25 protein-coding genes, 1 tRNA gene and 1 pseudogene are annotated in these 24,575 nt (G+C 70.2%); 16 read left to right on the forward strand and 11 right to left on the reverse strand.

Annotation, left to right across the window (positions count from 1 at the left end; all coding sequences use genetic code 11):
* The first annotated feature begins 5 nt into the window (after positions 1–5).
* The 3 genes from ACIO52_RS23450 to ACIO52_RS23460 are packed head-to-tail and all read left to right on the forward strand — an operon-like array spanning position 6 to position 3,057.
* Complete coding sequence (locus tag ACIO52_RS23450) at positions 6–578, forward strand: ATP/GTP-binding protein (protein WP_316575741.1); 573 nt, start codon at positions 6–8, stop codon at positions 576–578.
* Complete coding sequence (locus ACIO52_RS23455) at positions 578–1,837, forward strand: cytochrome P450 (RefSeq protein WP_316575740.1); 1,260 nt, start codon at positions 578–580, stop codon at positions 1,835–1,837. Before ACIO52_RS23450 ends, ACIO52_RS23455 begins: the two co-directional genes overlap by 1 nt.
* A complete protein-coding gene (locus tag ACIO52_RS23460) occupies positions 1,834–3,057 on the forward strand; it encodes a cytochrome P450 (RefSeq protein WP_402646773.1) in 1,224 nt (407 codons plus the stop codon). Before ACIO52_RS23455 ends, ACIO52_RS23460 begins: the two co-directional genes overlap by 4 nt.
* Positions 3,058–3,120: 63 nt before the next feature.
* Here ACIO52_RS23460 and ACIO52_RS23465 read toward each other — a convergent pair whose 3' ends face one another.
* The 3 genes from ACIO52_RS23465 to ACIO52_RS23475 form a co-directional block, all read right to left on the reverse strand.
* Positions 3,121–4,266 carry an acyl-CoA dehydrogenase family protein gene (locus ACIO52_RS23465; protein WP_316575739.1) on the reverse strand — a complete coding sequence of 382 codons (1,146 nt, stop codon included), beginning with the start codon at positions 4,264–4,266 and terminating at the stop codon, positions 3,121–3,123.
* Between the two features lie 18 nt (positions 4,267–4,284).
* Complete coding sequence (locus ACIO52_RS23470; protein ID WP_402646777.1) at positions 4,285–4,890, reverse strand: QsdR family transcriptional regulator; 606 nt, start codon at positions 4,888–4,890, stop codon at positions 4,285–4,287.
* Between the two features lie 116 nt (positions 4,891–5,006).
* Positions 5,007–5,079, reverse strand: a tRNA-Glu gene (locus ACIO52_RS23475).
* A gap of 111 nt (positions 5,080–5,190) precedes the next feature.
* Here ACIO52_RS23475 and ACIO52_RS23480 point away from each other — a divergent pair.
* Positions 5,191–6,144, forward strand: coding sequence for a DNA polymerase domain-containing protein (locus ACIO52_RS23480; RefSeq protein ID WP_402646779.1), 954 nt, complete (start codon positions 5,191–5,193; stop codon positions 6,142–6,144).
* A 23-nt stretch (positions 6,145–6,167) separates the two neighbouring features.
* Here the strand turns inward: ACIO52_RS23480 and ACIO52_RS23485 are convergent, their stop codons facing one another.
* Positions 6,168–6,728 carry a heme-binding protein gene (locus ACIO52_RS23485; RefSeq protein WP_218717001.1) on the reverse strand — a complete coding sequence of 187 codons (561 nt, stop codon included), beginning with the start codon at positions 6,726–6,728 and terminating at the stop codon, positions 6,168–6,170.
* A gap of 217 nt (positions 6,729–6,945) precedes the next feature.
* Here ACIO52_RS23485 and ACIO52_RS23490 point away from each other — a divergent pair, with 217 nt between their 5' ends.
* Complete coding sequence (locus tag ACIO52_RS23490) at positions 6,946–8,115, forward strand: histidine kinase (RefSeq protein WP_316575738.1); 1,170 nt, start codon at positions 6,946–6,948, stop codon at positions 8,113–8,115.
* 5 nt (positions 8,116–8,120) lie between these two features.
* On the opposite strand, the gene ACIO52_RS23495 is transcribed toward ACIO52_RS23490, so the two are convergent.
* Positions 8,121–8,735 (reverse strand): hypothetical protein, encoded by a 615-nt coding sequence (locus ACIO52_RS23495; RefSeq protein ID WP_342801505.1) that lies wholly within the window; start codon positions 8,733–8,735, stop codon positions 8,121–8,123.
* An 82-nt stretch (positions 8,736–8,817) separates the two neighbouring features.
* Here ACIO52_RS23495 and ACIO52_RS23500 point away from each other — a divergent pair, with 82 nt between their 5' ends.
* Both ACIO52_RS23500 and ACIO52_RS23505 read left to right on the forward strand, forming a co-directional pair.
* A complete protein-coding gene (locus ACIO52_RS23500; RefSeq protein ID WP_218717004.1) occupies positions 8,818–9,450 on the forward strand; it encodes a response regulator transcription factor in 633 nt (210 codons plus the stop codon).
* A gap of 106 nt (positions 9,451–9,556) precedes the next feature.
* Positions 9,557–9,790 (forward strand): anti-sigma factor, encoded by a 234-nt coding sequence (locus ACIO52_RS23505; RefSeq protein ID WP_218717005.1) that lies wholly within the window; start codon positions 9,557–9,559, stop codon positions 9,788–9,790.
* 5 nt (positions 9,791–9,795) lie between these two features.
* On the opposite strand, the gene ACIO52_RS23510 is transcribed toward ACIO52_RS23505, so the two are convergent.
* A complete protein-coding gene (locus tag ACIO52_RS23510; protein ID WP_402646785.1) occupies positions 9,796–10,320 on the reverse strand; it encodes a DM13 domain-containing protein in 525 nt (174 codons plus the stop codon).
* A 94-nt stretch (positions 10,321–10,414) separates the two neighbouring features.
* On the opposite strand from ACIO52_RS23510, the gene ACIO52_RS23515 reads away from it, so the two are divergent.
* From ACIO52_RS23515 to ACIO52_RS23525, 3 genes and pseudogenes are all read left to right on the forward strand, one after another.
* Entirely contained in the window at positions 10,415–11,053 is a 639-nt protein-coding gene (locus ACIO52_RS23515) for a sigma-70 family RNA polymerase sigma factor (RefSeq protein WP_316575734.1), read from the forward strand.
* Positions 11,054–11,310: 257 nt separating this feature from the next.
* Positions 11,311–12,015 carry a flavodoxin family protein gene (locus tag ACIO52_RS23520; RefSeq protein ID WP_218717008.1) on the forward strand — a complete coding sequence of 235 codons (705 nt, stop codon included), beginning with the start codon at positions 11,311–11,313 and terminating at the stop codon, positions 12,013–12,015.
* 364 nt (positions 12,016–12,379) lie between these two features.
* Positions 12,380–12,706, forward strand: a pseudogene (locus tag ACIO52_RS23525) (transglycosylase family protein); the annotation flags it as partial.
* Between the two features lie 91 nt (positions 12,707–12,797).
* Here the strand turns inward: ACIO52_RS23525 and ACIO52_RS23530 are convergent.
* Both ACIO52_RS23530 and ACIO52_RS23535 read right to left on the reverse strand, forming a co-directional pair.
* Complete coding sequence (locus ACIO52_RS23530; RefSeq protein ID WP_316575733.1) at positions 12,798–13,295, reverse strand: DoxX family protein; 498 nt, start codon at positions 13,293–13,295, stop codon at positions 12,798–12,800.
* Positions 13,296–13,321: 26 nt separating this feature from the next.
* Positions 13,322–14,074 carry a dioxygenase gene (locus ACIO52_RS23535; RefSeq protein ID WP_218717027.1) on the reverse strand — a complete coding sequence of 251 codons (753 nt, stop codon included), beginning with the start codon at positions 14,072–14,074 and terminating at the stop codon, positions 13,322–13,324.
* Positions 14,075–14,174: 100 nt separating this feature from the next.
* On the opposite strand from ACIO52_RS23535, the gene ACIO52_RS23540 reads away from it, so the two are divergent.
* Positions 14,175–14,627, forward strand: a complete 453-nt coding sequence (locus tag ACIO52_RS23540) for a MarR family winged helix-turn-helix transcriptional regulator (protein ID WP_402646790.1) — start codon at positions 14,175–14,177, stop codon at positions 14,625–14,627.
* On the opposite strand, the gene ACIO52_RS23545 is transcribed toward ACIO52_RS23540, so the two are convergent.
* Positions 14,624–15,871 (reverse strand): PucR family transcriptional regulator, encoded by a 1,248-nt coding sequence (locus ACIO52_RS23545; RefSeq protein ID WP_402646792.1) that lies wholly within the window; start codon positions 15,869–15,871, stop codon positions 14,624–14,626. The two genes, ACIO52_RS23540 and ACIO52_RS23545, sit on opposite strands and share 4 nt — an antisense overlap.
* A 191-nt stretch (positions 15,872–16,062) precedes the next feature.
* On the opposite strand from ACIO52_RS23545, the gene ACIO52_RS23550 reads away from it, so the two are divergent.
* Positions 16,063–17,223: a lipase family alpha/beta hydrolase gene (locus tag ACIO52_RS23550; RefSeq protein WP_402646795.1), complete on the forward strand. Its 1,161-nt coding sequence runs from the start codon at positions 16,063–16,065 to the stop codon at positions 17,221–17,223.
* Positions 17,220–18,515: a lipase family protein gene (locus tag ACIO52_RS23555; RefSeq protein ID WP_402646798.1), complete on the forward strand. Its 1,296-nt coding sequence runs from the start codon at positions 17,220–17,222 to the stop codon at positions 18,513–18,515. The genes ACIO52_RS23550 and ACIO52_RS23555 overlap by 4 nt, the downstream gene beginning before the upstream one ends.
* 501 nt (positions 18,516–19,016) lie before the next feature.
* On the opposite strand, the gene ACIO52_RS23560 is transcribed toward ACIO52_RS23555, so the two are convergent.
* The gene (locus tag ACIO52_RS23560; protein WP_316575732.1) at positions 19,017–19,991 is read right to left on the reverse strand and encodes a cation diffusion facilitator family transporter; all 975 of its coding nucleotides are present in this window, start codon (positions 19,989–19,991) and stop codon (positions 19,017–19,019) included.
* 250 nt (positions 19,992–20,241) lie between these two features.
* Between ACIO52_RS23560 and ACIO52_RS23565 the strand changes: the two genes are divergently transcribed.
* From ACIO52_RS23565 to ACIO52_RS23575, 3 genes are all read left to right on the forward strand, one after another.
* Positions 20,242–21,330, forward strand: a complete 1,089-nt coding sequence (locus ACIO52_RS23565; protein ID WP_402646802.1) for a sensor histidine kinase — start codon at positions 20,242–20,244, stop codon at positions 21,328–21,330.
* A complete protein-coding gene (locus ACIO52_RS23570; protein ID WP_308248393.1) occupies positions 21,327–21,995 on the forward strand; it encodes a response regulator transcription factor in 669 nt (222 codons plus the stop codon). The genes ACIO52_RS23565 and ACIO52_RS23570 overlap by 4 nt, the downstream gene beginning before the upstream one ends.
* Before the next feature lie 76 nt (positions 21,996–22,071).
* Complete coding sequence (locus ACIO52_RS23575) at positions 22,072–23,652, forward strand: nitrilase-related carbon-nitrogen hydrolase (RefSeq protein ID WP_402646805.1); 1,581 nt, start codon at positions 22,072–22,074, stop codon at positions 23,650–23,652.
* Here ACIO52_RS23575 and ACIO52_RS23580 read toward each other — a convergent pair.
* Entirely contained in the window at positions 23,633–24,520 is an 888-nt protein-coding gene (locus tag ACIO52_RS23580) for an NmrA/HSCARG family protein (protein WP_402646808.1), read from the reverse strand. The genes ACIO52_RS23575 and ACIO52_RS23580 overlap by 20 nt on opposite strands.
* Between the last annotated feature and the right edge of the window lie 55 nt (positions 24,521–24,575).

The raw sequence follows: 24,575 nt of genomic DNA on the forward strand, positions 1-24,575 counted from the left end.
GGGCCATGGCGCCGCTGCACAGCACGGCCAAACACGGGTTGAAGATCGTCGTCATCGGCGGATTCGGCGTCGGTAAGACGACCCTGGTGCGGTCGGTGAGCGAGATCAGGCCGCTCGACACCGAGGCGACGATGACCGACGTCGGTGTCGGAATCGACGACGCCACCGGGGTTCCCGGCAAGTCGACCACCACGGTGGCCTTCGACTTCGGCCGGATCACCCTCGACGACGAGCACGTGCTGTATCTGTTCGGCGCGCCCGGCCAGCAGCGGTTCTGGTTCCTGTGGGATCGGCTGTTCACCGGCGCGCTCGGCGCGATCGTGCTGGTCGATCAGCGCCGGATCGCCGACTCCTGGTACGCGATCGACCGGCTCGAGCATCAGGGCACCCCGTTCGTGGTGGCCTGCAACGACTTCGGTGACGCGCACGAGCCGCAGGAGGTGCGCGACGCGCTCGACCTCGATCCCGCGGTGCCGCTGCTGATGTGTGACGCGCGCTCGCGCGAATCGAGCAAACAGGTGCTGATCGCCCTGGTCGAGCACCTGTATTCCGCTGTCCCGCAGGGGGAGACCGTCTGATGAGCACACCCACCGGCACCGGTGCCTGCCCGATCACCGGCGCGGTGCCGTTGAGCGGCCCCGAATTCCACATCGAACCGCACGAGGTCTACCGCCGGATGCGGCGCGACCACGGTCCGGTGGTCTCGGTCGAGCTGCCCGGCGGGTTCCCGGCCTGGCTGGTCATCGGCTATCGCGAACTGCACCAGGTGACCAGCGATCCGCTGCTGTTCCCGCGCGATGTCTCGCTGTGGAACCAGTGGGGCCGGGTGCCCGAGGACTGGCCGCTGCTGCCGATGGTCGGTCGGCCGATGCCCTCGATCTACTTCACCGCGGGCGCCGAGCATCGCCGGCATCTGGCGATGGTGGAGCCCGCGCTCGACGCGGTCGACCACTTCGAATTGCGCCGGGCCTGTGAGGAACTCGCCGATCGCCTGGTCGACGGGTTCTGCGGTCGTGGCAGCGCGGACCTGGTGGCCGAGTTCGCCGAGCCGCTGCCGGTGCTGGCGCTGGGCCGCATCCTCGGCCTGCCCGACAGCGACGCCGCCGACCTCGCCCTGACGATGAAACTGCTCGCCGACGGTGGCGCGGACGCCCAGGCCGGGCACGCCCGCTTCGGCGAGCACATGGCCCGGCTGGTCGCGGCCAAGCGCGCGCGGCCCGCCGGCGATCTGGTGTCGCTGATGCTGGCCGATCCGGAGCCGTTCACCGACGAGGAGTACATCAACGACCTGATGGCGATCACCGCCGCCGGTCACCTCACCACGGCCGACTGGCTGGGCAGCTCCATGCGCCTGATGCTCGTCGACGACCGGTTCGCCGCGGCGCTCGGCGGCGGCAGGCGCAGTGTCGGCCAGGCCATGAACGAGGTGCTCTGGGAAGAGGGCCCCACCTCGATCCTGGCCGGGCGCTGGGCCGCGCGCGACACCCGCCTGGCCGACCAGACCATCCGGGCGGGCGACATGCTGTTGCTCGGGCTGGCCGCGGCCAATCTCGACCCGCACATCCGCCAGTCGTTCACCGACGGTGACACGGTGCCGACCGGCAACAACGCGCACTTCGCGTTCAGCTACGGCGAATACCGCTGCCCCTTCCCAGCGCAGCAGATCGCCGAGATCATCGCCAGGACCGGGATCGAGGTGCTGCTCGACCGGCTCCCCGATGTCGACCTGGCGGTTCCCGCCGAGCAACTCACCCGGCGACCTTCGGCTTTCCTTCGGGGCATGACCGCACTGCCCGTTCGTTTCACACCAGTTAGACCCGTCGGAGGTTCGTCGTGAGTTCCCAGTGCCCCTTTGCCATCGACCCCATGGTCGGTGACCTCAACGGCGAGACCGCCCGACTGCGCGCCGAAGGTCCGCTCGCCCGGATCGACCTGCTCGGTGTGCCCGCCTGGACCGTCACCGACCACGCGGTCGCCCGTCAGCTGACCACCGACAGCCGCCTGGTCAAGGACATCCACGCGTGGAAGCTGTGGACCGACGGCGTGGTGACCGACCAGTGGCCACTGATCGGCATGGTCGATGTCGACCGGTCGATGTTCAATGTCGACGGCGCCGAGCACCGCAGGCTGCGGCTCAAGACCGCGCAGGCGCTGGCGCCGCGTCGGCTCGAGGAACTGCGGCCGGTGATCGAGCGGCTCACCCTCGAACTGCTCGACGACCTCGCGGCCGCGGGCGCCGACGGCGCGCCGGTGGACCTCAAGTCGGTCTTCGCCTACCCGCTGCCGATGCGCGTGGTCGGCGACCTGATGGGCGTCGCGCGCGAGGACCACGCGCAGCTGCTCGACTGGTACAAGAAGTTCTTCTCGGTGATGACCCCGCAGGACGAGCGCCTGCGCGTGATCGGCGAGCTCGACGTGTACTTCACCGATCAGGTGCGCCAGAAGATCGCGAACCCGGGCGACGATCTGACCTCGGCGTTCGTCGTCGCCGACGAGGAGGGCGGCGAGCCGCTCACCGAGGAGGAGGCGATCGGCAACATCAAGGCGCTCGTCGCCGCCGGGCACGAGACCACCGTCAGCCTGATCGTCAACACCGTGCGCGCGCTGCTCAACGAGCCCGAGCAGTTGGCGAAAGTCCTGGCAGGCGACGTGGAGTGGAAGCAGGTCATCGAGGAGTCGCTGCGCTGGGACGGGCCGGTCTCGCACCTGCTGATGCGCTTCGCCACCGAGGACATCACCGTCGGCGACACCGTGATCGCCAAGGGCGAGGGCGTGGTGATGTCCTACCGCGCCATCGGCCGCGACACCGCGGTGCACGGCGAGACCGCCGACGAGTTCGACGTGACCCGCCCGACCGCCAACCGCCACCTGGCCTTCGGCTACGGCCCGCACATCTGCCCGGGCGCCGCGCTGTCGCGGCTGGAGGCCGCGATCGCGCTGCCCGCGTTGTTCGCCCGCTTCCCGCAGCTGCGGCTGGCCGTGCCCGACAGCGAGCTCGGCAATCTGCCGGTGCTCACGCAGAACGATCTGGCCGCGTTGCCGATCATCCTGAACTGACCGGCGTCGCGTCGCGCCCGGTGGACTTGCGCCGGGCGCGACGCACTATCTCATGGCGCCGACCTACAGGCCGAGATCGCGGCCGATGAGTTCCTTCATGATCTCGTTGGAGCCCGCCCAGATCTTGGTGACCCTGGCGTCCATCCATGCCCGCGCGACCCGGTACTCGCGCATGTAGCCGTAGCCGCCGTGCAGCTGCACGCAGGCGTCGAGCACCTCGTTCTGCACCTGGGCCGACCACCACTTCGCCTTCGCGGCGTCGACCGCGGACAGCGCGCCCGCGGCGTGCGCGGCGATGCCCTGGTCGACGAACGCCTGCGTCACTTCGACTTTGGTGACCAGTTCGGCGAAGAGGAACTTGTTGTACTGGAAGCTGCCGATCTGCTGCCCGAACGCCTTGCGCTCCTTGGCGTAGGCCAGCGTCTCGTCCAGGATCGCCGCGGCGTGGGCGATATTGGAGATCGCGGCGCCGATGCGTTCCTGCGGCAGCCGTTCCATCATCGAGATGAAGCCGCGGTCGGTCTCCCCGAGCCGGTTGGCGTCGGGCACCCGCACGTTGTCGAAGAACAGCTCGGCGGTGTCGGATTCGGGCTGGCCCACCTTGTCGAGCTTGCGGCCCCGGGTGAAGCCCGCCATACCGTTCTCCACCACGAACAGCGTGATGCCCTTGGCCTTCTTCTCCGGGCTGGTGCGGGCGGCAACGATGACCAGGTCGGCGTTGAAACCGTTGGTGATGAACGTCTTCGAGCCGTTGATGATCCAGTCGTCGCCGTCGCGTACGGCGGTGGTCTTGAGCGCGGCCAGGTCCGAGCCGCCCGAGGGCTCGGTCATGCCGATCGCGGTGATGATCTCGCCGGTGCAGAACTTGGGCAGCCAGCGCCGCTTCTGCTCGTCGGTGGTCAGTTCCACCAGGTAGGGCGCGCACACGTCGTAGTGGATGCCGAACGAGGACGACAGCGCCGCACCGGCTTTGGCCAGTTCCTCGCCGAGCACCGCGGCGAACCGGTAGTCGCCTGCGTCGCTGCCGCCGAACTCCTCCGGCACGCCGAGTCCGAGGTAGCCGAGTTCACCGGCGGCCAGCCAGGTGTCGCGGTCGATCGCGCGTTCCTCGGCGAAGCGTTCGGCGTTGGGCTCGATCGACCGCTTGACGAATTCGGCGACGGACGCGCGAAACGCCTCGTGGTCCTCGGAGTAGATGGTGCGCTGCATGGTTTTCCTTTCGGGTTCCTACTGTTCGGGCCGTTCGCCCAGCAGAACCAGCGACGCCTGGACCACCTTGGCCGCGTCGGGTTCCTCGCCGCTGATCACGTCGGCGTAGATGAAGGTCTCGGTGATCCGCGCCAGCAGCAGGGCCAGTTCCGGCACCGGCAGCGGCGGATCGAGCTCGCCCGCCGAGATCGCCTCGGTGAGCAGGCCGGCGATGACGTCGACGAAGCGGCGCTGCACGGAACCGGCCCGGGTGGTGAGCAGGCGCAGCGCGCGTTCGGGTTCGCGGCGCAGGAACTGGCGGAAGGCGTCGGAGGTGTTGACCGCCTCGGCGAAATCGCCCAGTACACCGGCGATCCGGCGCGCACCCCGCTCGGTGTTGGCGGCCGCGGCGCGGCGCAGGGTCGGATCGGCCACCGACCAGATCACCTCGGCCAGCAGCTCGTCGCGGCCGCCGACCCAGCGGAACAGGGTGGCCCGGTTGACGCCGAGCTCGTCGGCGAGCTCCTTCATCTCGAGCCTGCGGCCGGCGAGGAAGCCGGATCGGGCCGCCTTGAACGCGGTGATGGCGTCGGGCCGGGCGGCGAGGTCGTCGAGCCGCCTGCCCAGTGCGGTCTGTTCGGTCACGTCACCTCCTGGTGCAACATCTCCCACAGTGTATGGACAGTGCAACGTCTGTCAATGTGTTGCACGAGGCCGGGCATGAAAAAACTCCCCGGTCGCGATGACCGGGGAGTTCGTTGTAGCCCCGACGGGATTTGAACCCGCGCTACCGCCTTGAGAGGGCGGCGTCCTAGGCCGCTAGACGACGGGGCCAGAACCACGATTCAGCTGCGTGAACCGCGCGGAACATACGATAGCCGACGACCGGGCAATCGACCAAAACGGCTGGTTGACCTCGGGGGACGGACGGGGGAGGGTGGGGCGATGGCCAGCAAGGAAGTGCGGGGCGGGGTCGAGATGTCCAATCTCGACCAACCACTGTTCGACGGTGCCGAGGCGACCAAGCGGGACCTGGTGGACTACCTGGAGTTCGCCGGGGAGCGGTTGGTGCGCGTGCTGCGCGACCGCCCGCTGTCGGTGGTGCGGGTGCGGCCCGGGCAGGAACCGTTCATGCAGAAGAACCTGCCGAAGTACACGCCGGAGTGGGTGCCGCGGGTGACGGTGTGGGCGGAGAGTTCGCATCGGGAAGTCACCTACGCGCTCGGCAACGACGAGCGGACGCTGCTGTGGTTCGGCAATCAGCGGGCGGTGGAGTATCACCCGACCCTGCTGCCGGTCGACCACAGCGCCGGACCCACGCATCTGGTGCTCGATCTCGATCCGTCGCCGGGACAGACCTTTCGTGATGCCGCGGCGGGCGCCCGGCTGATCCGGGCCGCCCTCACCGCGGACGGACTCGACGGCGCGGTGAAAACCAGTGGGGCCAAGGGATTGCACGTGTTCGTTCCGGTCGTGCCGGGCATCGCGATCGAGGACGCGGCCGCCGCGACCCGCGCGATCGCCGCCCGCGCCGAACGGATCGACCCCACCGTCGGCACCACCGCGTTCATCAGGGAAGACCGCCACGGCAAGGTCTTCCTCGATTCGACGCGGGCCGGCGGCGCCACCGTCATCGCGGCCTACAGTCCGCGCATCCGCCCCGGCGTCCCGGTCTCGTTCCCCTTGCGCTGGAGCGCTATCGACGACGTGGTCCCGGCCGACTTCACCCTGCGCAGCGCGCCGAACCTCCTCGGCGACACCGACCCGTGGACCGCGGAAATGCCCGCACCGCAGGAACTTCCGGCCGACCTGATCGCCGAGGGGCACACCATCCCGATCGCCAGGGTGCAGGCCATGCACGAGGGCAAACGCCGGGCCAGGGCGCGCAGGGAGAACTGAGACAGCGCGGCCGGTGTTCGGGACTACTCGCCGATCGCGGCGACCCCGGCCTGGGCGAACTTCTCGTCCAGGTCGCCGCTGGGGGCGCCGGCCACGCCGATGCCCGCGATCGGGGCGCCGTTGGCCTTGACCGGGGCGCCGCCGCCGAGGAACAGGGTGCCGTCGATGTCGGCCAGGTGCGGGGCGGACTCGAGGCGCTTGCTCAGCTCGGTGGTGGGGGCGTTCCAGGAGACGGCGGTGAAAGCCTTCTGCTGGGCGGCGTCGTAGGACTGCGGGCCCGCGCCGTCGCCGCGCAGGGTGACGATGACATTGCCGTTGCGGTCGACGACCGCCACGCTGACCCGCTGGTTCTCCTTGGCCGCGGCGTCGAGCGCGGTCTGCGCGGCCTTGGTGGCGGCGGCGATCGAGAGGTGGGTGCTCTGGGTCAGGTTGGTGTCGGCGGCATCGGCGACGACAGGGGTGCGGGTCGCCGGGTCGGGGTTCTGGGCCTGCACCGTCACCGCGCCCACCACGCCCGCGGCGACGACGGCCGCCGAGGCGCCGGCGACGATGAGACGGTTGCGGGTGCTGAACTGGGTGCTCATGGCTGCTCCTGATCGGATTCTCGGCCGTCCGGCGGTGGTGCCGTGGCCTGGTGATATCCATCCTGTTCGCTCGGCGGCCCGCGCGGATCGGCGATGTGGCTGCACTTGCGCGGCCGGATCGGGCGACACCCGGGTCAACCGATCGGATGACCCGGGCACGGCGGCAGGCGGGAGAGAATGGGGGAGTTTGCCCAGCTGATGTGGACGGGAGGTACCGATGCGGAGCACACTCGGCGACCGGAACGACGATACGCGACTGCTCACGGTGATCGTGTACAGCGCGTTCTACGTGCTGCTGGCGGCCTCGCTCATGCGCTGGTTGATCCGGCATTCCGACACGCGATCGACCCCGCTGGTCGTCGCCCTCGCCCTGCTGCTCGCGGTCCTCTACGCGATGAGCGAGCTGCGGCATTCGTATCGGGTGATGTGGTTCGCGCTGCTGGTCGCGACCTGGGCGGTGCTGGTGGTGCTGGCGCCGAGCTTCGCCTGGTGCGCGGTTCCGTTGGTGTACACCGGTTTACGGATCCTGTCGGTACGGGTCGCGGTGACGCTCGTCTGCGCCTTGACCGCGCTGGTGGTGTTCAGTCAGGTGCGGATCGCGGGCTGGCTTGACCCGAACCTGGTGCTCGCGCCGCCCGCGGTCGCGGCGGTGACCACCGTGCTGTTCGTCGGTATGCGCCGCCAGACCGAACAGCAGGCGGCGCTCATCGACGACCTCGTCCGCACCCGGCGGGAGCTGGCCGAGACCGAACGCCGCGAGGGCACCCTCGCCGAACGCGAACGGCTCGCCATGGAGATCCACGACACTCTCGCGCAGGGGTTGTCGAGCCAGCGGATGCTGCTGCAGGCGGCGGATCTGGTGTGGGACAGCGATCCCGGGCTGGCGCGCGACCATCTGCGCTCGGCTGCCGAGATCGCCGAACGCGACCTCGCCGAGGCCCGTCGCTTCGTCCACGACCTCGCGCCCGCCGACCTGGCCGCCGGTGGGTCGCTCGCCGCCGCGCTCACCGCGCTCGCCGCGCGGGAGTCCACCGACACGCTCACGGTGCGGTGTCATCTGGAGGGGACGCCGGGCCCGCTGCCCCAGCGGGTGGAGGCGACGCTGCTGCGGGTCGCGCAGGGGGCGCTGGCCAATGTGCGCGAGCACGCGGCGGCCACGACCGCGACCATCACATTGACCAGCCTCGACGACCAGATCGTCCTCGACGTGGCCGACGACGGGCGCGGCTTCGATCCCACCGACCTGGCCGATCCGGACGAGCATCGCGGGCACGGCCTGCCCGCGATCCGGGCGCGGGTGCGTCAGCTGGGCGGGACCTGCGCGATCGAGTCGGCGCCGGGGGACGGCACGGTGCTCTCGGTCGCGATTCCGCTGGCCGTGGGCTGAATTCGCTACGCCGCCGCGGGCATCCAGTGCCGGTGCGACCGGGGCGCCGGTAGGACCAGTCGGGTGGTGCTCGGTCGCATCCGGACCGGGGCCTGGGTCCCGGCCGCGGGCCGCCCGGCGCCGACGACCTCGACCGGTGCGCCGGTATTCGTGACCGGCCCACGTGCGGCGATGGACGGCGCGGCCGGCTCCGGGCCCGCGAAGACGACCATCCGCAGCACCAGGAACCGTCCGATCCCGGCCAGCCCCGACGCCGACAGATAGACGACCTGCACGGTCGATACGCCCGGCGACGGCTGGACGGCGAACAGTGCGAACATCGCCGCGCTCGTCACCGCGTAGGCCGCCGCGGCCGAGCCCGCCGATTGCCAGTGCTCCCGCCACCCCGGCAGCGCGCGCCCGCCGAAGGTGATCAGCGCGTGCAGCACCGTGCCGAGCAGCGTCGAGACGATCGTGACCACCGCGTTCGCGACGGCCCACGGCAGCACGCAGGCCAGCTGCCCGACCGCCGCGCTCGAGACCAGTCCCAGCCCGCCGCCGCACGCCACGAAGCGTGCGAACGCCGCGATCGGGCCGGGTGTGGTGTCCCCACTCCGCGCCGTACGCACGTTGTTCGTCATGCCGAACACTGTACGTCTGACGAACAGTGTGCGCAACGGGGAACGCTGTTCCGGCCGGGGCCGCGCGCTAGCATCGGCACTTGTGAATCCCGCCGTGCGCCTGTTGATCTGCGACGATCACGCGGTCGTCCGCGCCGGACTGCACGCACTGCTGTCGAGCGCTCCCGATATCGAGGTGATCGGCGAGGCCGCCGACGGCCCGGCCGCGGTCGCGCTGGCGGCGAGCCTGCACCCCGACGTGGTGCTGATGGACCTGCAACTCGGCAGCGACATGGACGGCGTCGAAGCGACCCGCCGGATCACCGCGCAAGCCGCACCGACCCCGCACGTCCTGGTCCTCACCACCTACGACACCGACGCCGACATCACCCGCGCGATCGAGGCGGGCGCCACCGGCTACCTGCTCAAGGCCGAACGGCCCGAGGAACTGTTCGCCGCCATCCATGCCGCCGCGAGCGGGCAGACCGCGCTGTCCGCGCCGGTCGCGGCGAAGGTGATGGCCAAGATGCGCAATCCCGGCCCGACCCTCACCGCCCGCGAGCGCGACATCCTCGGCCAGCTCGCGCGGGGCCTCGGCAATCGCGAGATCGCCCGCGCGCTGCACATCAGCGAGGCGACGGTGAAGACGCACCTGGGTCGCATCTACGACAAGCTCGGCGTCGACACCAGGGCGGCGGCCGTCGCGGTGGCGACGGAGAAGCGGCTGCTCGCCTGAGCCGGTGACGGCGGCCACCCCCGCTGTAACGCCGGGCCCGCGCCGGGCTCTGAACCGGTGCGGCGATGACTATGCTGTGCCGAGCGAGCGAGAGGAGCCAGGACGCATGGACTGCGACGAATTCGTCGAGCTGGTCACCGGGTTCCTCGACGGCGCTCTCGACAGCGAGACCGAGCTGCGTTTCCTCGCCCATCTCGCCGAGTGCGACGGCTGCGAGGTCTACCTCGACCAGATCCGCCGCACCACCCGTGACCTCGGCGAACTCACGCCCGAGCAGCTCTCCGGCGACGCGCGCAGCACCTTGCTCGCGGCCTTTCGCGACTGGCATCGCCCCGCCTGACCCGCTCAGGCCGGCGTCAGCGTGGCCGCCCCGAACGACACGTGGAAGCGGGCGCACCAGATGCTCACCGACCGGATCGCCGACAGATCGGTGTCGGCGGGCAGGGTGTAGTTCTGACTGCCCTCGTTGCCCTTGAGCGCGCCCAGGTCGAGGTGCGTGCCGTCGTCGAAGTTGTGCCAGTCGTCGCCGATCACCGGCTGATCGGTGAGCCACACGTGCAGCGCGGGGCCGTCGGAGGTGCGCAGATCGGTGATCCGCAGGACCAGTGTGCCGTCGGGGGAGCGCTGTAGCTGTGCCGAACCGGTCGTCTCGTGCTCGTGGGAGAGGAACTCGCCGGCGGCGATCACCGACAGCGGCGCGCCGCCCGTCGCCGTGACCGGGGCCTCGTCGACGGTCGTCGTCGTGAACAACCGCCACGGCTGGAACAGGTACAGGCCGACGACCAGCGCGGCGACGAACCCCACCGCCAGCACGCTGAGGACGGTACGGCGGATACGGCGGTGCGGCATGGTCTTCTCCTTCTCTCGCATGCGTTCTCCGTTCCCGGACCCGTCCCGCGCGTTACACCGCGCGACGGCGGTACTGTGCTGCCAGCGACGCGAGTGGTGACAGCGAGGAGACCCGGTGGGACACGACGGCGCCCTGCCCGCCGACGACGTGCTCGTCGCCGAGCTACGGTCGGGAGTCGACGCGACGTTCGCCTTGGTCGTGGACGCCTGGTCCGGCTCGATGCTGCGCTTGGCGCGCTCGTTCGTCTCCACCGACGCCTCCGCCGAGGAAGTCGTGCAGGAGGCGTGGCTGGCCGTGGTGCAGGGCGTCGACCGTTTCGAAGGCCGCTCCTCGCTCAAGACGTGGGTGTATCGGATCCTGGTGAACACCGCCAAGAAGCGCGGGATCAAGGAGCATCGCACGGTCCCGTTCGCCACGCTGCTGCCCGAGGACGAGGGCCCGGCCGTCGATCCGGGCCGTTTCCGCCCACCCGGTGACCGCTATCCGGGCCACTGGGCGGTCGGCGCCCAGCCGCGCCCGTGGTCCGAACCCGAGGACGCCGCCGAGCGCGCCGAAGTGGCCCGCCTGCTCGCCGCCGCCGTGGCCACCCTGCCGCCCCGCCACCGCACGGTTCTCACCCTGCGCGATGTCGACGGCTACTCCGCCGACGAGGTCTGCGCGCTGCTCGACATCTCCGCGGGCAATCAGCGGGTGATCCTGCACCGCGCCAGAGCGACAGTGCGCGCCCGGCTCGAGCAGTACTTCCAGCGCTAGCCCCACAACCTCGCGACGAGGTCGGCGGCGCCGGTCCAGCACCAGCTGGTCCTGCTCCGGCTGGATCGCGACCCGGACCTGCCGCACCGGGCGGCCGAGAGCGCGGTGGCCGGGGCGGGCCGTCCTTCGTGACATCGTGCTGTGCTCTCGCGGCGCCTTGGAACGTGATCTCGCGGCCGTAACGTCACCGGCGGTGCGGGCACGGTACCGCGTGGCGGGTTCACCGCCGCGTCATCCACCGAGGAGGCCGAACGACCATGGCGACCTATGACGATCTGTCGGCGCTGTTCATCAACTGCACGCTCAAGCGCTCGCCCGAACCGAGCAATACGCAGGGGCTGATCGACGTCAGCGCGCACATCATGGCGGAGAACGGCGTCGCCGTCTCGCAGCTGCGCGCGGTCGATCACGACATCGCCACCGGTGTCTGGCCCGACATGACCGAGCACGGCTGGGCCACCGACGCGTGGCCCGCGCTGCAGGAGCAGGTCATGGCCGCCGACATCCTGGTGCTCGCGGGGCCCATCTGGCTCGGTGACAACAGTTCGGTCACCAAGCGGGTGATCGAGCGGCTCTACGGCAACTCCTCCCAGCTCAACGCTGCGGGCCAGTACGCCTACTACGGCAAGGTCGGTGGCTGTGTGATCACCGGGAACGAGGACGGCGTCAAGCACTGCGCGATGAACATCCTCTACAGCCTCCAGCACCTGGGCTACACCATTCCGCCGCAGGCCGACGCCGGCTGGATCGGCGAGGCGGGGCCGGGCCCGTCCTACCTGGACCCCGGTTCGGGCGGCCCGGACAACGACTTCACCAACCGCAACACCACCTTCATGACCTGGAATCTCCTGCATCTGGCCCGGATCCTGCGCGATGTCGGCGGCATCCCGGCGCATGGCAACCAGCGCTCGGAATGGGATGCCGGCTGCCGGTTCGGCTTCGAGAACCCCGAATATCGCTGATCCGCGCGGGCACGATGCCCGAATTGCCGGATAGGAAACGTGACCCGGGTCTCTATAACCTGGTGATCCCGATCACATTACGGTGCTATAACGACAGTAATGTGATTACGGATTTGTCACGGCGGACCAGCGCGGAACACTGTTCCTTTGGACAATGGCCGGTACAGACGCGTCCGTGATCCGGACGTGATCTCGGCTCGCATTCCGGCTACATTCGGTCACGGCTTGAACAACAACCCGAGCCGAATCGAATCGCAGAACACCGGAAAGCCTGCCCCGCGATTTCGAGGATCCCCGACATTACTGAGGGGCAGGGACGCGGTGGATTTCATCACCGAGCCGGTGGGCGCAGGCAGGAATCCTTATGTCTTTCAATCGCAAGTTCACCACTCGTGCCCTCGGTTTCGCCGCTGTCGCCGGCGCCATGATCGCCGTTCCGGCTGGTCTGACCACCGCGACCGCCTCGGCGAACAACTGGGACGCCGTGGCGCAGTGCGAGAGCACGGGCAACTGGAACATCAACACCGGTAACGGCTACTACGGCGGCCTGCAGTTCTCGCAGAGCACCTGGGAGGCCTACGGTGGCACCGGCACCGCCGACAACGCCAGCCGCGAGGAGCAGATCCGCGTCGCCGAGAACGTGCTGGCCGCGCAGGGTCCCGGCGCCTGGCCGGTGTGCAGCGCCTACCTGTAAAGCGCGCTGAAGTAAGACTTTCCTTGTCGGGAAACGAATAACCCGCTATTCGATGCACACGTCGAATAGCGGGTTTTTTCGTTGAATTTCAATTCCGGATCAGCAGCGTGATACCGGCCACGATCACGGCCAGGGCAATAGCGGCCAAGCCGTAGACGAGCTTGTAGTCGCGCAGCCCCGGGACGAACCGGTCGAGCGCGAAACCGCCTGCGCCACTGAGTGCGAGGCTGGTCGCCGCGACCGCCAGGATCGTCTCGTATTCGACACCCTTGGGCGCGAAGAACCCGCCCCACTTCACCGCGATCGCATTGAGCATCGTGCCCAGGATCGCAGCGGCGGCCAGTGGGGTGAACAGGCCGAGGATCAGGCCGATGCCGCCGAGCGTCTCGCTCAGCCCGGCCACCACGGCGAAGGATTTCGCCATCGGATAGCCGCTCGCCGCGAAGAACTTCTCGGTCCCGGACAGGCCGCCGCCGTCGAACCAGGCGAACAGCTTCTGGGTGCCGTGCGCGGCCATGGTCGCGCCGACGCCGAGGCGTAGCACCAGCAGGCCGGCGTCGGTGGGGGTGGTCGATGTCGTCGTCATGGCGATGTCCTTTCCGTTTCGCCCGGTCAGCCGATCTGAACCGAGCGTCGTGCCATCCCGAACCAGTAACCGTCGATGACGGTGCGCAGGGAGTCGATGTCCTCGGCGCCGGCACCGAGGGTGAGGAACAGCGGAGCGAAGTGCTCGGTGCGCGGATGGGCCAGGCGCGGTGCGGGGGCGGTGTGCTCGAAGTCGAGCAGCGCGTCGATATCGCGGTCGTCGAGGGCCCGGCGGCCCCAGTCGTCGAACTCGGCGGTGAACGAGTGCACGTGGTGGTCGTCGGCGGTGAGCGCGCGCAGGTTGTGGGTGAAGAACCCGCTGCCGATGATGAGCACGCCTTCGTCGCGCAGCGGCGCGAGCGCGCGGCCGAGCTTCATCAGGTCCCGCGGATCCAGTGTAGGGATCGACAGTTGCAGCACCGGGATGTCGGCATCGGGGTACATCCGGCTCAGCGGGACGTAGGCGCCGTGGTCGAGGCCGCGGTCGGGAGCGTCGGCGACGGTGCCGCCGAGCAGCTCGCGCACCCGGGCGGCGACATCGGGCGCGCCCGGGGCGGCGTAGCGCTCGGCGTAGTAGCGCGGGGCGAAGCCGCTGAAGTCGTAGACCAGCGGCACGGTGGTGGTCGCTCCCAGGGTGACCGGGGCCGACTCCCAGTGCGCGGACACGATCAGGATCGCCCGCGGCCGGGGCAGCTCGGCCGACCAGGCGGCGAGCTCGGCGGGCCAGGTGGCGTGATCGATCAGCGGCGGGGCGCCGTGGGAGAGGTAGAGCACCGGCATGGTCACGGTGGGCTCCTTCGGATCGGGTGAACTACTGATGTTCAAATTTGAACAATACGCGATGCGCAGCTATTCCGCCGAAGTGATTAGGGTTTGCGGCATGGAAGAACCCAGGTGGCTCGATGCCGAGGAGATGCGGCTGTGGGTCAGGTTCCTGGCCGCGGGCGCGCTCGTCGACCGCGCGGTGGACCAGCACCTCAAGGGGGAGGGGCTCACGCACACCCAGTACGAGGTGCTGGTCCGGCTCGCCGCCGAGACCGGCGGCGCGATGCGGATGACCGACCTCGCCGCCGCGATCTACACCTCCAAGAGCGGGCTCACCTACCAGGTGGGCAAGCTCGAGCGAGCCGGGTTGGTGCGCCGCGTCGACGACGACACCGATGTCCGCGGCGTCAACGCCGTGCTCACCGCGGCGGGCCGGGCCAAGCTCGAGGCCGTGGCCCCCGGACACGTCGAGGTCGTGCGCCGGGTGTTCGTCGACGTGCTCGAGCCCGCGCAGCGCGCCGCGATCTCCGCCGGGCTCGGCGCCGTCGCCGACGGCTTGACCCGCTAGACCTGCTGGTCCTCGCCGCGGCGCTGCGGGGTGTCGAGCCGGTGCACGGTGAGTGCGGCAGCCAGCATGCGCGAATCCGTGGGGTCGGCCGGATCGAGGCCGGTGAGCTCGGCGATGCGGCGCAACCGGTAGGTGAAGGTGTTGGGGTGCACGTGGATTCTGCGCGAGGCCGTCTTGCGGTCGGCGCCGTGGCGCAGGTGCGCCTCCAGCGCCTCGATCAGGTGCGGGCTGCCGAGCAGCGGAATCACCCGCTGCGCCAGGCGTTCCCGGGCCGGGCCGGGGCGGGTCAGCTGATATTCGAGCAGGAGGTCGTCGAGGCGGTAGCAGCCGCCGGGCCTGCCGCGCAGCCGCGCCAGCTCGGTCAGCTCGGTCGCGTCCTTGGCCGCGGCCGGGATGGCATCGCGGGCGACGCCGGAGAACTCGGCCAGATACACCGTCACGCCGTACTGCTCGGTCAGCCGGGCGGCGAGCTCGTCGAAGCGCCGCGCGTCCAGGACGTCGGTCTCGGAGCTGTTGCTCAGTAGTGCGATGCCGTTGGCGCCGTCGAAGGTGGCCGGGGTGGTGGTGCCGGTGAGCTCGTCGAGCGCGCGCTGGAGCACCCGGATGCGGCGGCGGGTCACCAGGTTGGCCGCGCTGCCGGTGCGGGCGGGTTCGCTCAGGTGGATCGCCAGCACCGTGTACTGCTCGGCGAGCACGGTGTCGGCGCGCGCGGCGAGTTCCTCGGCGGGTAGCCCGCGCACCAGCGCCGAACACAGTTCCCGGCGGGCCTCGCGCTCGGCGTGATAGATCGACTGCTCGACCTCGGTGTAGGTCTCGACGACGGTGACATTGATATGGCGCAGCAGCTCGAGCAGCCCGCTGCCGACCCGGATCAGGTCGTTCATCTCCGTGGGCTCGGCCAGCGCGGACGCCTCGGCGAGGACGGCCTGCGCCGAGCCGTGGATCGCGCCGATCAACATCGGCAGCGGCAGGCGGTCCTCGGCGTGGCGCTCGGCGACCGGCCCGACGAACGCGGCGACCTCGGCCTGGGTGAACTCGCGCTCGGCCGCGATCGCCTCGAGCACCGCGCGCCCGCAGGCGTAGATGGTCGGCAGGACTTCCGCGGTGAAGTGGCCGGGCGGCAGTTCGGCGGGCGCGGTGGCGCCGAGCCCCGCGGCGAGCATGCGCTCGGCGATCTGCGGCCAGCGTGTCAATAGTCGTGCGGTCAAAGCGGGTGGTGCGGAAACGGGGTGTTCGGCGAGCATGACTCGATTGTGTCCGAGAACAGGGCGTCGTGGGCACCTCCCGTCGAGAAGGCACAGATCTTGGTTCTCGCGCCAACAAGAGGCGGGTTTTCTCGGTTCACCGTGCAGTGACAGCGATGTGGCGCCGGTCATAGATTCGCTGAGCGCGTCCGAGCCAACGCTGGCCGACGCGGTTCGAGGAAGTGACCACCATGATTGCAACGACGCAGCCACTGCGCCGCACCCTGTGCGGACTCGGCATCGCCGCGGGTCTCACCGCGGCCTCGGTCCTCGGCGCCGGTACGGCGACCGCCGACCCGGTGCTGGAACCGACCATCGCCTCGCTGGCCGAATACCTCGACGCCGGCATGGCCACGACCCCCGACGGTCGTCGCCCCACCGCCATCGCCGACACCGGCAGCGCCTCCGGCAGCAGCTCGGGTTCCTCGGGCAGCCGGGCCTCCGACGCCGTCGGCGAGGGGCCGGAGATGTCGGCCTATCTGCCCGCCTTCGCCTACGGCCTGCTGCACCCCGACGCCGCGCCGCCCGGCGCCAATCGCTGGGACTGCACGCCGAGCGCGCAGCATCCGCGCCCCGTCGTGCTCCTGCACGGCACCTGGCTCAACGCCTACGACACCTTCTCCTACCTCTCGCCGCGCCTGGCGCAGGCCGGATATTGCGTCTTCGCCCTGAACTACGGCAAGTCGGCGCTGCTCGAGGGCGGTGGGCTCGGCGCCGTGCTGCCGGGCCGCTACGGGGTCGGGCCGATGGCCGACTCCGCCGACCAGGTCGCGGCGTTCATCGAACGGGTGCGGGCGGCCACCGGCGCCGACCAGGTCGACATCGTCGGCCATTCGCAGGGCGGCACGATCGCCAACCAGTACCTCAAGTTCGACGGTGGACAGGGCAAGGTCGACAAGCTGGTCACCTTCGGCGCCACCCACCACGGCACCGCGCTGCTCGGCATCGCCACGCTCGGCCGGATGATCAACAACGCCGGCATCGACATCCTCGGCTTCTACCGGCCGATCATCGGCGTGGCCAATGTCGAACAGGCCGTCGGCTCGCCGTTCTACACCACGCTCAACGCCACCGGTGACACCGTCCCCGGCGTCGACTACACCGTGGTCGGCTCCCGCTACGACGAGGTCATGAACCCCCTCGACCTGACCTTCCTGCGGGCCGGGCCCGACGCGACCGTCGACAACATCGCCCTGCAGGACGGGTGTGAGCAGGACGTCTCCGACCACCTGACCATGATGTACTCGCCCCGCGCGGCCTCGATCGCGCTGCGGGCTCTCGATCCGGAAGGCAGCCCCGCCTTGACTTGTACGTTCAACCCCTGGTTCTTCGGTGGCGGCGGCAGCCTATGAGGCTCGACCTGCCCGCGCTGACGCAGTGGGGCATCGCGCCACTGCTTCCGCCCGACGATCCGTTCTACCTCGCCCCGCCCGGAGCCGAGCTGCTCGCGCCGGGCACGGTGGTGCGCTCGCGTTCGGTGGAGCTGGCCCTGTTCGGGGTGGTGCGGCAGCGGATCGTGGCCTGGCAACTGCTGTATCGGACCTGCGATCTCGACGGCGCGCCGGAGGTGTCGGTGACCACGGTGCTGTTGCCGTGGGGCGCCGACCCCACCCGCGCGCGACCGCTGATCTCGTTCCAGTGCGCGATCGACGCCGTCGCACCGCGGTGCTTTCCCTCCTACGCGCTGCGGCTCGGCGCGCAGACCACCGGCTCGATCGCACCGCTCGAACTGCCGATCGTGGCGATGGCGCTGAAGCAGGGGTGGGCGGTGTCGGTGCCCGATCACGAGGGCCTCGGTGGCCGGTTCGGCGCCGCCCGCGAGCCCGGCTACCGGGCGCTGGACGGGATCAGAGCCGCGCTCGGCTTCGTGCCGCTGGGCCTGAGCCCGTCGACGCCGGTGGCCCTGTGGGGCTACTCCGGCGGCGGCCTGGCGACGGCGTGGGCGGCGGAGCTGGCCGCCGACTACGCGCCGGAGCTGAACATCGTCGGCGCGGCGGCCGGGTCGCCGGTCGGAGATCCGGCGGCGGCGTTCGTCCGCCTCAACGGCGGCTGGTTCGCCGGATTCCCGGCCGCGTTCGTCGCGGGTCTGCGCCGGGCCTACCCCGATCTCGACCCGGTCCTCGACGACCACCTCGACGACCGGTACCGCGGCCTGCTCGGCGAAGCCGAAGAGCGCACCACCTTCGCGCTGCTGTGGCGCTTCGCCCGCCGCGACGTCACCCGGCATCTGCGCGACGGCCTCGCCGGGCTGCTGGCCGAACCGGCCCTGCGCCGCATCCTGGCCGACATCGAGCCCGGCACCAGGGCGCCCGCCGCCCCGCTGCTGGTGGTGCAGGGCGTGCGCGACGAGGTCATCGCCGTGGCCGACGTCGACGCGCACGTCGAGCGCTATCGGCGGGCGGGCGCGACGGTCGAATACCTGCGCGTGCGCCGTGGCTCGCACCTGCCGCTGGAGTTCCTGGTGGTTCCGGTCGTGCTGGCCTGGCTGGCCGACCGGTTCGCCGGGCGTCCGGTGGCGTCGGGGACGGCCACCGTCGCCTCCGTCGCCCGCGACGGCGCCGCGCTGCGCGCCCACCTCGGCTTCCTCGGCCTGGTCGCGGGGATGTTCGGCGGCCGACCCATCCGCGGCGACGAATATGTGTGACCAGATGTCGCGCTATGTATTCGTGATCGGTGCCCCTATTTCTCGGGGCATCGGAAATTCGGGCTTATCGGATGAGCGCAACATGAATCTCATGCGATTCTCATAATCCCCTCAGAAACGTGAGGTATTTGAGCAAAACCGCAGGTGGTAATAGGTTTCAATGGATTGTTGTTACGAGGGTCACGAATTCTCCGAATGTCGTAACTCGCGGCGTTCTGGTGTCGATAGGCCATCTGTAAGCCAGCTTCGGCTGGGCCTATGCGAGAAACAGAGGAATTATTATGATCCCCGTTATCATCGACACCGGTAGTGCCGCCCTGAACGGCCTCTTCGACACCCTCGGCGCCGCCCTGCACGGCCTGGTCGACACCCTGTGGACCGGCTCCTTCGGCGGCTGACCCCAGCCCCAGGTCGATGAAACGACCAGGTCCGCCCTGACAGCGTGACCGACGAGAAGGCCCCGCACCGTTGCCGGTGTGGGGCCTTCCCTCGTTCGTGGGGTCAGTGCGTGTGCGGCGCCCGCCCGGTCGAGACGTGCTTGGGGCCGTGCGCCTCGCCGCAGTGGCTGTCGTCGTCGGCGGCGCCGATCCCGATGACGGCGGGCCGAGCGTGGTCGACCTGCAAGGTGACGTGCTCGATGTGGTGCTCGTGGTCGAGCATGTGCGCGATGTCCTCGCGAACCGCGTGGCAGTCGTGCCCCGGCTGCACGAGCACGTGCGCCGAGAGGGCGGGGGAGCCGGAGGTGATCTCCCAGATGTGCAGGTCGTGCACCTCGGTCACGCCGTCGCGGGCGGCCATGTCGCGACCGACCTGCTCGGGGTCGAGGTAGTCGGGGGCGGCCTCGAGGAAGATCCGGCTCGACGCCCGGATCAGCCCGATGCCCGCCTTGATCATCAGCACGACCACGATCAGGGTGGCGACGACGTCGGCCTGCACCCAGCCCGTGAGGATGATGACCAGGCCGGCCACGGCGGTCGCGATGAAGGCGAACAGGTCGTTGAGGATGTGCTGGTAGGCGCCCTCGACATTGAGGCTGGTCCGGTCGGCGCGGCTGATCATCCAGGTCGCCAGCACATTGACCACGATGCCGACCAGCGCGGTGACCAGCACCAGCGTGCCGTGCACCTCCGGCGGCTCGAACAGCCTGCGAATCGCCTCGTAGCCCAGCCACAGCGCCAGCAGCAGCAGTGTCAGGCCGTTGGCCTGCGCCGAGAGGATCTCCACCCGCTTCCAGCCGAAGGTCATCCGGCCGGTGGCCGGGCGCTTGGCGAGGCGGATCGCCACCAGGGCCAGCACGATCGAGGCGGCGTCGGTGGTCATGTGCGCCGCGTCGGAGAGCAGTGCCAGCGAATCGGCCACGATGCCGACGATCACCTCACCGATCAGGAAGGTGACGATCACCGCCAGCGCCCCGGCCAGCCAGCGCTTGTCGCTGTCGGCCGACACCCCGTGGTCGTGTCCGTGTCCTGCGCCCATCGTGTTCACCTCTCCCTGCGGTTCGATCGGTCGCTATCGTATGCACACATCGCTATGTATGCAATTCGTTCTTGATCGGGGCGGTCCGAGCCGGGCATCATCGCAGGTCATCGGCCTGTGGGCTGCCCGCTGCTCCGGTCCGGATCCAGCCTAGGCCCGTGAGCGCCGCCGTGGGGAACCACCCGCGCGGCGCCGGAATCACTCTCGCGAGGGAGGCGCGGCGCGGCGTCACCGGTCAGACTGGATCGTCGTGGACCTGCTTCGGAAACCGCCGGAACCGATCGATGTGCTGATCGCCGTCATCGTGACGGTCGTGACCGTCGGGCCCGCCGTCGTCGCCGGTGTGGCGTGGTGGATCGTCGGCCTGTCGGCGTTGGCCTCGGTTCCGGTGTTGTGGCGGCGCCGGGCGCCACTGGCCACCTTGGCGGTGGTCGGACCCGCGATCACCGCGCTGTCGTGCGCGCACGCCATGCCCGTGTTGCCGTTCGGCACCGTCGTCTGCGTCTACACGATCGCCGCCTACTGCCCGGCGAGCCGGCGGCGCATCGCGTTCGTGCTGGTCGCGGCGGGAATTCTGGTCTCGCTGCTGGTACCGCATGAATCCGCCGACTCCTACGGTTACGCCGCGATGTCGTTCCTGACCGCCTGGGCGCTCGGCGCCGGGGCGCGGGCTCGCCAGGCCCAGATCGACGTTCTCGCCGAGCGGGCCCGCCGCCTCGACGAGGAACGGGCGAGCGCCGTGGCCAGGGAACGGCTGCGTATCGCCCGGGACATGCACGACGGCCTCGCCCACACCGTCGGCGCCATGATCCTGCGCGCCGAGACCGGCCCCCTGCTCGCGCACCCGACCGCCACCGACGCCGCCTTCGCCGCGATCGCCGACGACGGCCGCGCTGCCCTGCGCGAGCTCCGGCACAGCATCGGCGCCCTGCGTGACAGCGACGACCTGCCACACCCACTCGGCGTGGCCGCCGTCGCCGATCTCGTCGCGCGGGCCGAGCGCGCGGGATTGGCCGCGTACTACACCGAACACGGACCACGCGCGCCGATCGCGCCGCAGACCGAGGCCGCCGCCTACCGGATCGTGCAGGAGGCGCTCACCAACACCGGCAAGCACGCGCGGGCGAGCCGGGTCGACGTCGCGTTGTGCTGGTCGGCGGACCGGCTCGGGGTCAGCGTCGTCGACGACGGCACCGCCGCGCCACGATCGGACGCCACCGGCTTCGGCTTGCTCGGGATGCGCGAGCGCGTGCACGCCTGCGGCGGCGTACTCCGTGCGGGGCCGACCGCGACCGGCTACGCCGTCGACGCCGAACTGCCACTGACACAGGGGGAGTGAGCATGCGGGTCCTCGTCGTCGACGATCAGGAACTGTTCCGCACCGGCTTCCGGCTGATCCTGGCAGCCGAACCCGACATCGAGGTCGTGGGTGAAGCCGCCGACGGCACCGACGCCGTTGCGGCGGCACGACGGCTGCGGCCCGACGTCGTGGTGATGGATCTGCGGATGCCCCGGCTCGACGGTGTCGCCGCCACCGCCCGGATCTGCGCGGCCGGCGACGCGAAAGTCCTGGTATTGACCATGTTCGACATGGATGACTACGTCTACGCGGCCCTGCGAGCGGGTGCGAGCGGGTTCCTCCTCAAGGACGCTCGCCGCACCGAACTCGTCAACGCGGTCCGCGTCGTCGCGGCGGGGGAGGCCTTGCTCGCCCCGTCGGTGACCCGCCGCCTGATCGCCGAGATCGCGCGCACCCGTCGACCGGATGCCACACCCCACCTGGCGGCCCTCACCGCCCGCGAACGCGACATCCTGCGCGAGCTCGCCGCGGGCCGATCCAACGCGGAACTGGCCGCGCGCCTGGTCGTCACCGAGCACACCGTGAAAACCCATGTCAGCTCGGTCCTGGCGAAACTCGGATTGCGCGACCGGGCGCAGGCGGTGGTGTTCGCCTACGAATCCGGGATGGTGGCGCCGGGCGACAACGGGCTGCCGGGACGCTGACCTCCCTCGCGCGAGGGAGGCGAGACCGCTCGCCCGGGCGATGTGCGCGGGGCCGGTTGGCACCCACCATCGAGCGGTGACGTTCTCGACGAAAAGATCTGTCCACGTAGGTATCTGGTGCGCTGCCACGGCGCTGTCGGCAGGGTTGTGGGCGGTGGGAACCGGCCTGCATCCGATCCCGCTGGTCGCGTTTCTCGCGCCACTACCGGTGCTGTGGACGGCGCCGCGTTATCCCGCCTGGGCTGTGGGTGCGGCGGCCGTGCTGTCGTGGCTCGGCGGAACTACCCGCTACTGGCCGTATTTCGTCCGGACGCTGGAACAACCTCTGACCGCCGCCGCCATACTGCTCGGCGGCAGTGCCATCGCCTACGGGGCGTGTGTCCTGCTGTTCCGCACGCTGCTCGCGCGCCGGCGGATCGGACTCGCCGCGCTCGCCTTCCCCGCCGCCTGGACCTGCGCGGAATACCTGCACCGCCTGGTCGGCGGGGTCGGCGCGTGGTGGAGCATCGGCTACTCCCAGGCCGAGGTGGGACCGATCGTGCGGATCGCGGCGGTCACCGGCGTCGCGGGGATCAGCTTCCTGGTGCTGGCCGTGCCCGCCGTCGTCGCGGCCGTGACGGTGCCGGGAGAGCGAACCGCGTGGCCGCACCCGACTGCCGATGCCGTGGCGACGCCGAAAACGGTGACGATCGATGGTGCTGCCGGTACCGCGCATCAGGGGCGAAACATGTGCCGAAGCCGCCCTCTCGGAGGCGACGCCCGGGCTGTGTCATCGGTGCGAAAGACGGTGCGGTGCTGGACCTTCGGTGTCGCGGTGGTGCTGATTCTCGGGGTCGGCGGGGCCAGTGCGTGGTACTCGGCCGCCGAGGGGCCTGTCGTCCGGGTCGCGGTCGTCGCGCTGGCGCAGCCGCCGATGTACGTTCCCGTCGATTCCGCGCCCGGCGCGGCGATGATCGCCGAGGCGGTGACGATGGTCGGGCGCGCGGCCGATCAGGGCGCGCAGGTCGTCGTGTTCACCGAGAAGGCCTGGCATGCCACCCGATCCGACATCGCCCTGCTGAGCGGACCACTCGACGAAGTCGCCACGCGGCGCGGAATACACGTGGTGGTCGGGTCGGAACTGGAGCACCCTGACGGTAACGTCAATGCCGCCATCGCCTATCCGGGTGACATCGTTTACGCGAAGCGGTATCTGGTGCCCGGCCTGGAAGCCGGATTGCGGGCAGGCCGGAGCGTGGTGCCGGTACCCGGTCGGCCATGGGCACTCGCGATCTGCGCCGATCTCGACCACCCCGACCTCGTCCGCGAGAACCGCGCGAACGGAGCGACCCTGCTGCTCGCCCCGGCCCTGGACTTCACCGTCGACCATTGGCTGCACAGCCGCATGGCCGTCGTGCGAGCCGTCGAGTCGGGCATCGCCATCGCCCGACCCGCGCAACTCGGCGAACTGGTCGGGGTCGACGCGCGCGGCCGGATCGCCGTCGCGGTCGAAACCGACATCACTGAAACCCGAATGGCCCTAGCCGATCTCGGCACCAGCCAGGGCGCCACGCCGTACGGCCGGTGGGGCGACTGGTTCGGCGTGCCGACCCTCACGATCATGTCGCTCGGCGTGTTGGTCGCCCTACGCCGGCCGGCTACGGCCGCCAGCCGGTAGCCGTCAGCCAGGACGGCAGGTCCTGCAAACCGGGGTGGGCGACGCGCAGCGCGGCCAGGTCGAGCGGTTCGTCGGGCCGCTCGTTGAAATACGCGAACATCTTGCCCACCTGCTCGTCGAAGGCCCGCACCGCCTCGATCGGCACCTGCACGCTGCGCGCGGGCAGCCCGGCCACCGCGCCGAAGACCTCGGCGATCTGCGGCGGGGTCAGCCGATCACCGGCGATCGGCAGCGTGCGGCCCAGGTACTCCTCGCGGTGGGTCAGGGCGAGCGCGGCGAAGGCGCCGATATCCCGAACCGAGATCAGCGAGATCGGGATATCCTCGCGCACCGCGAGATTCACCAGCAGCGTGCCGGAATCGTCGAGCACCGGACGATTGAAGGACCGGAAGTTGTCCATGAAGAACACCGGCCGCAGGATCGTCGCCGGGACGCCCTGCGCGGCGATGTACTCCTCGAGGTGGGTCTTCGCGGCGTAGTACTCCACCCCCGAGTCCTCCCCGGCGCCCCGCAGCGAGCTGTACACCAGATGGTCGATCCCGCTGTCGCGCGCCAGATCGATCACCAGCTCACCCCGCCGCCGCTCGGCGGCGATCCCGGCCGCGGTGATGTGGACCCCCTCCATCATCGTGAGCATCAGGAACACGCTGTCGCTGCCGTCCAGCGCGGCCTTCACGCTGCCCGGATCGTCGAGATCGCCCACCACCAGCTCGGCACCCTCGGCGCGCAGCGCCAGCGCACCCGCCGATTCCGGATCGCGCACGAACGCCCTGACCCGCCGTCCTCGTTCGAGCAGCGCCGCCGCGGTCGCCCGCCCCTGCTGCCCGGTGGCACCGATCACCAGTACCGGCCCGTTGTCGTCACTCATCGTCGTACTCCCTTGTCCCGGCTGATCTTTCGCGATCACCTCTCGACTACGACGC

It is taken from the genome of Nocardia sp. NPDC087230 (assembly GCF_044744725.1).
Lineage (GTDB): Bacteria > Actinomycetota > Actinomycetes > Mycobacteriales > Mycobacteriaceae > Nocardia > Nocardia canadensis.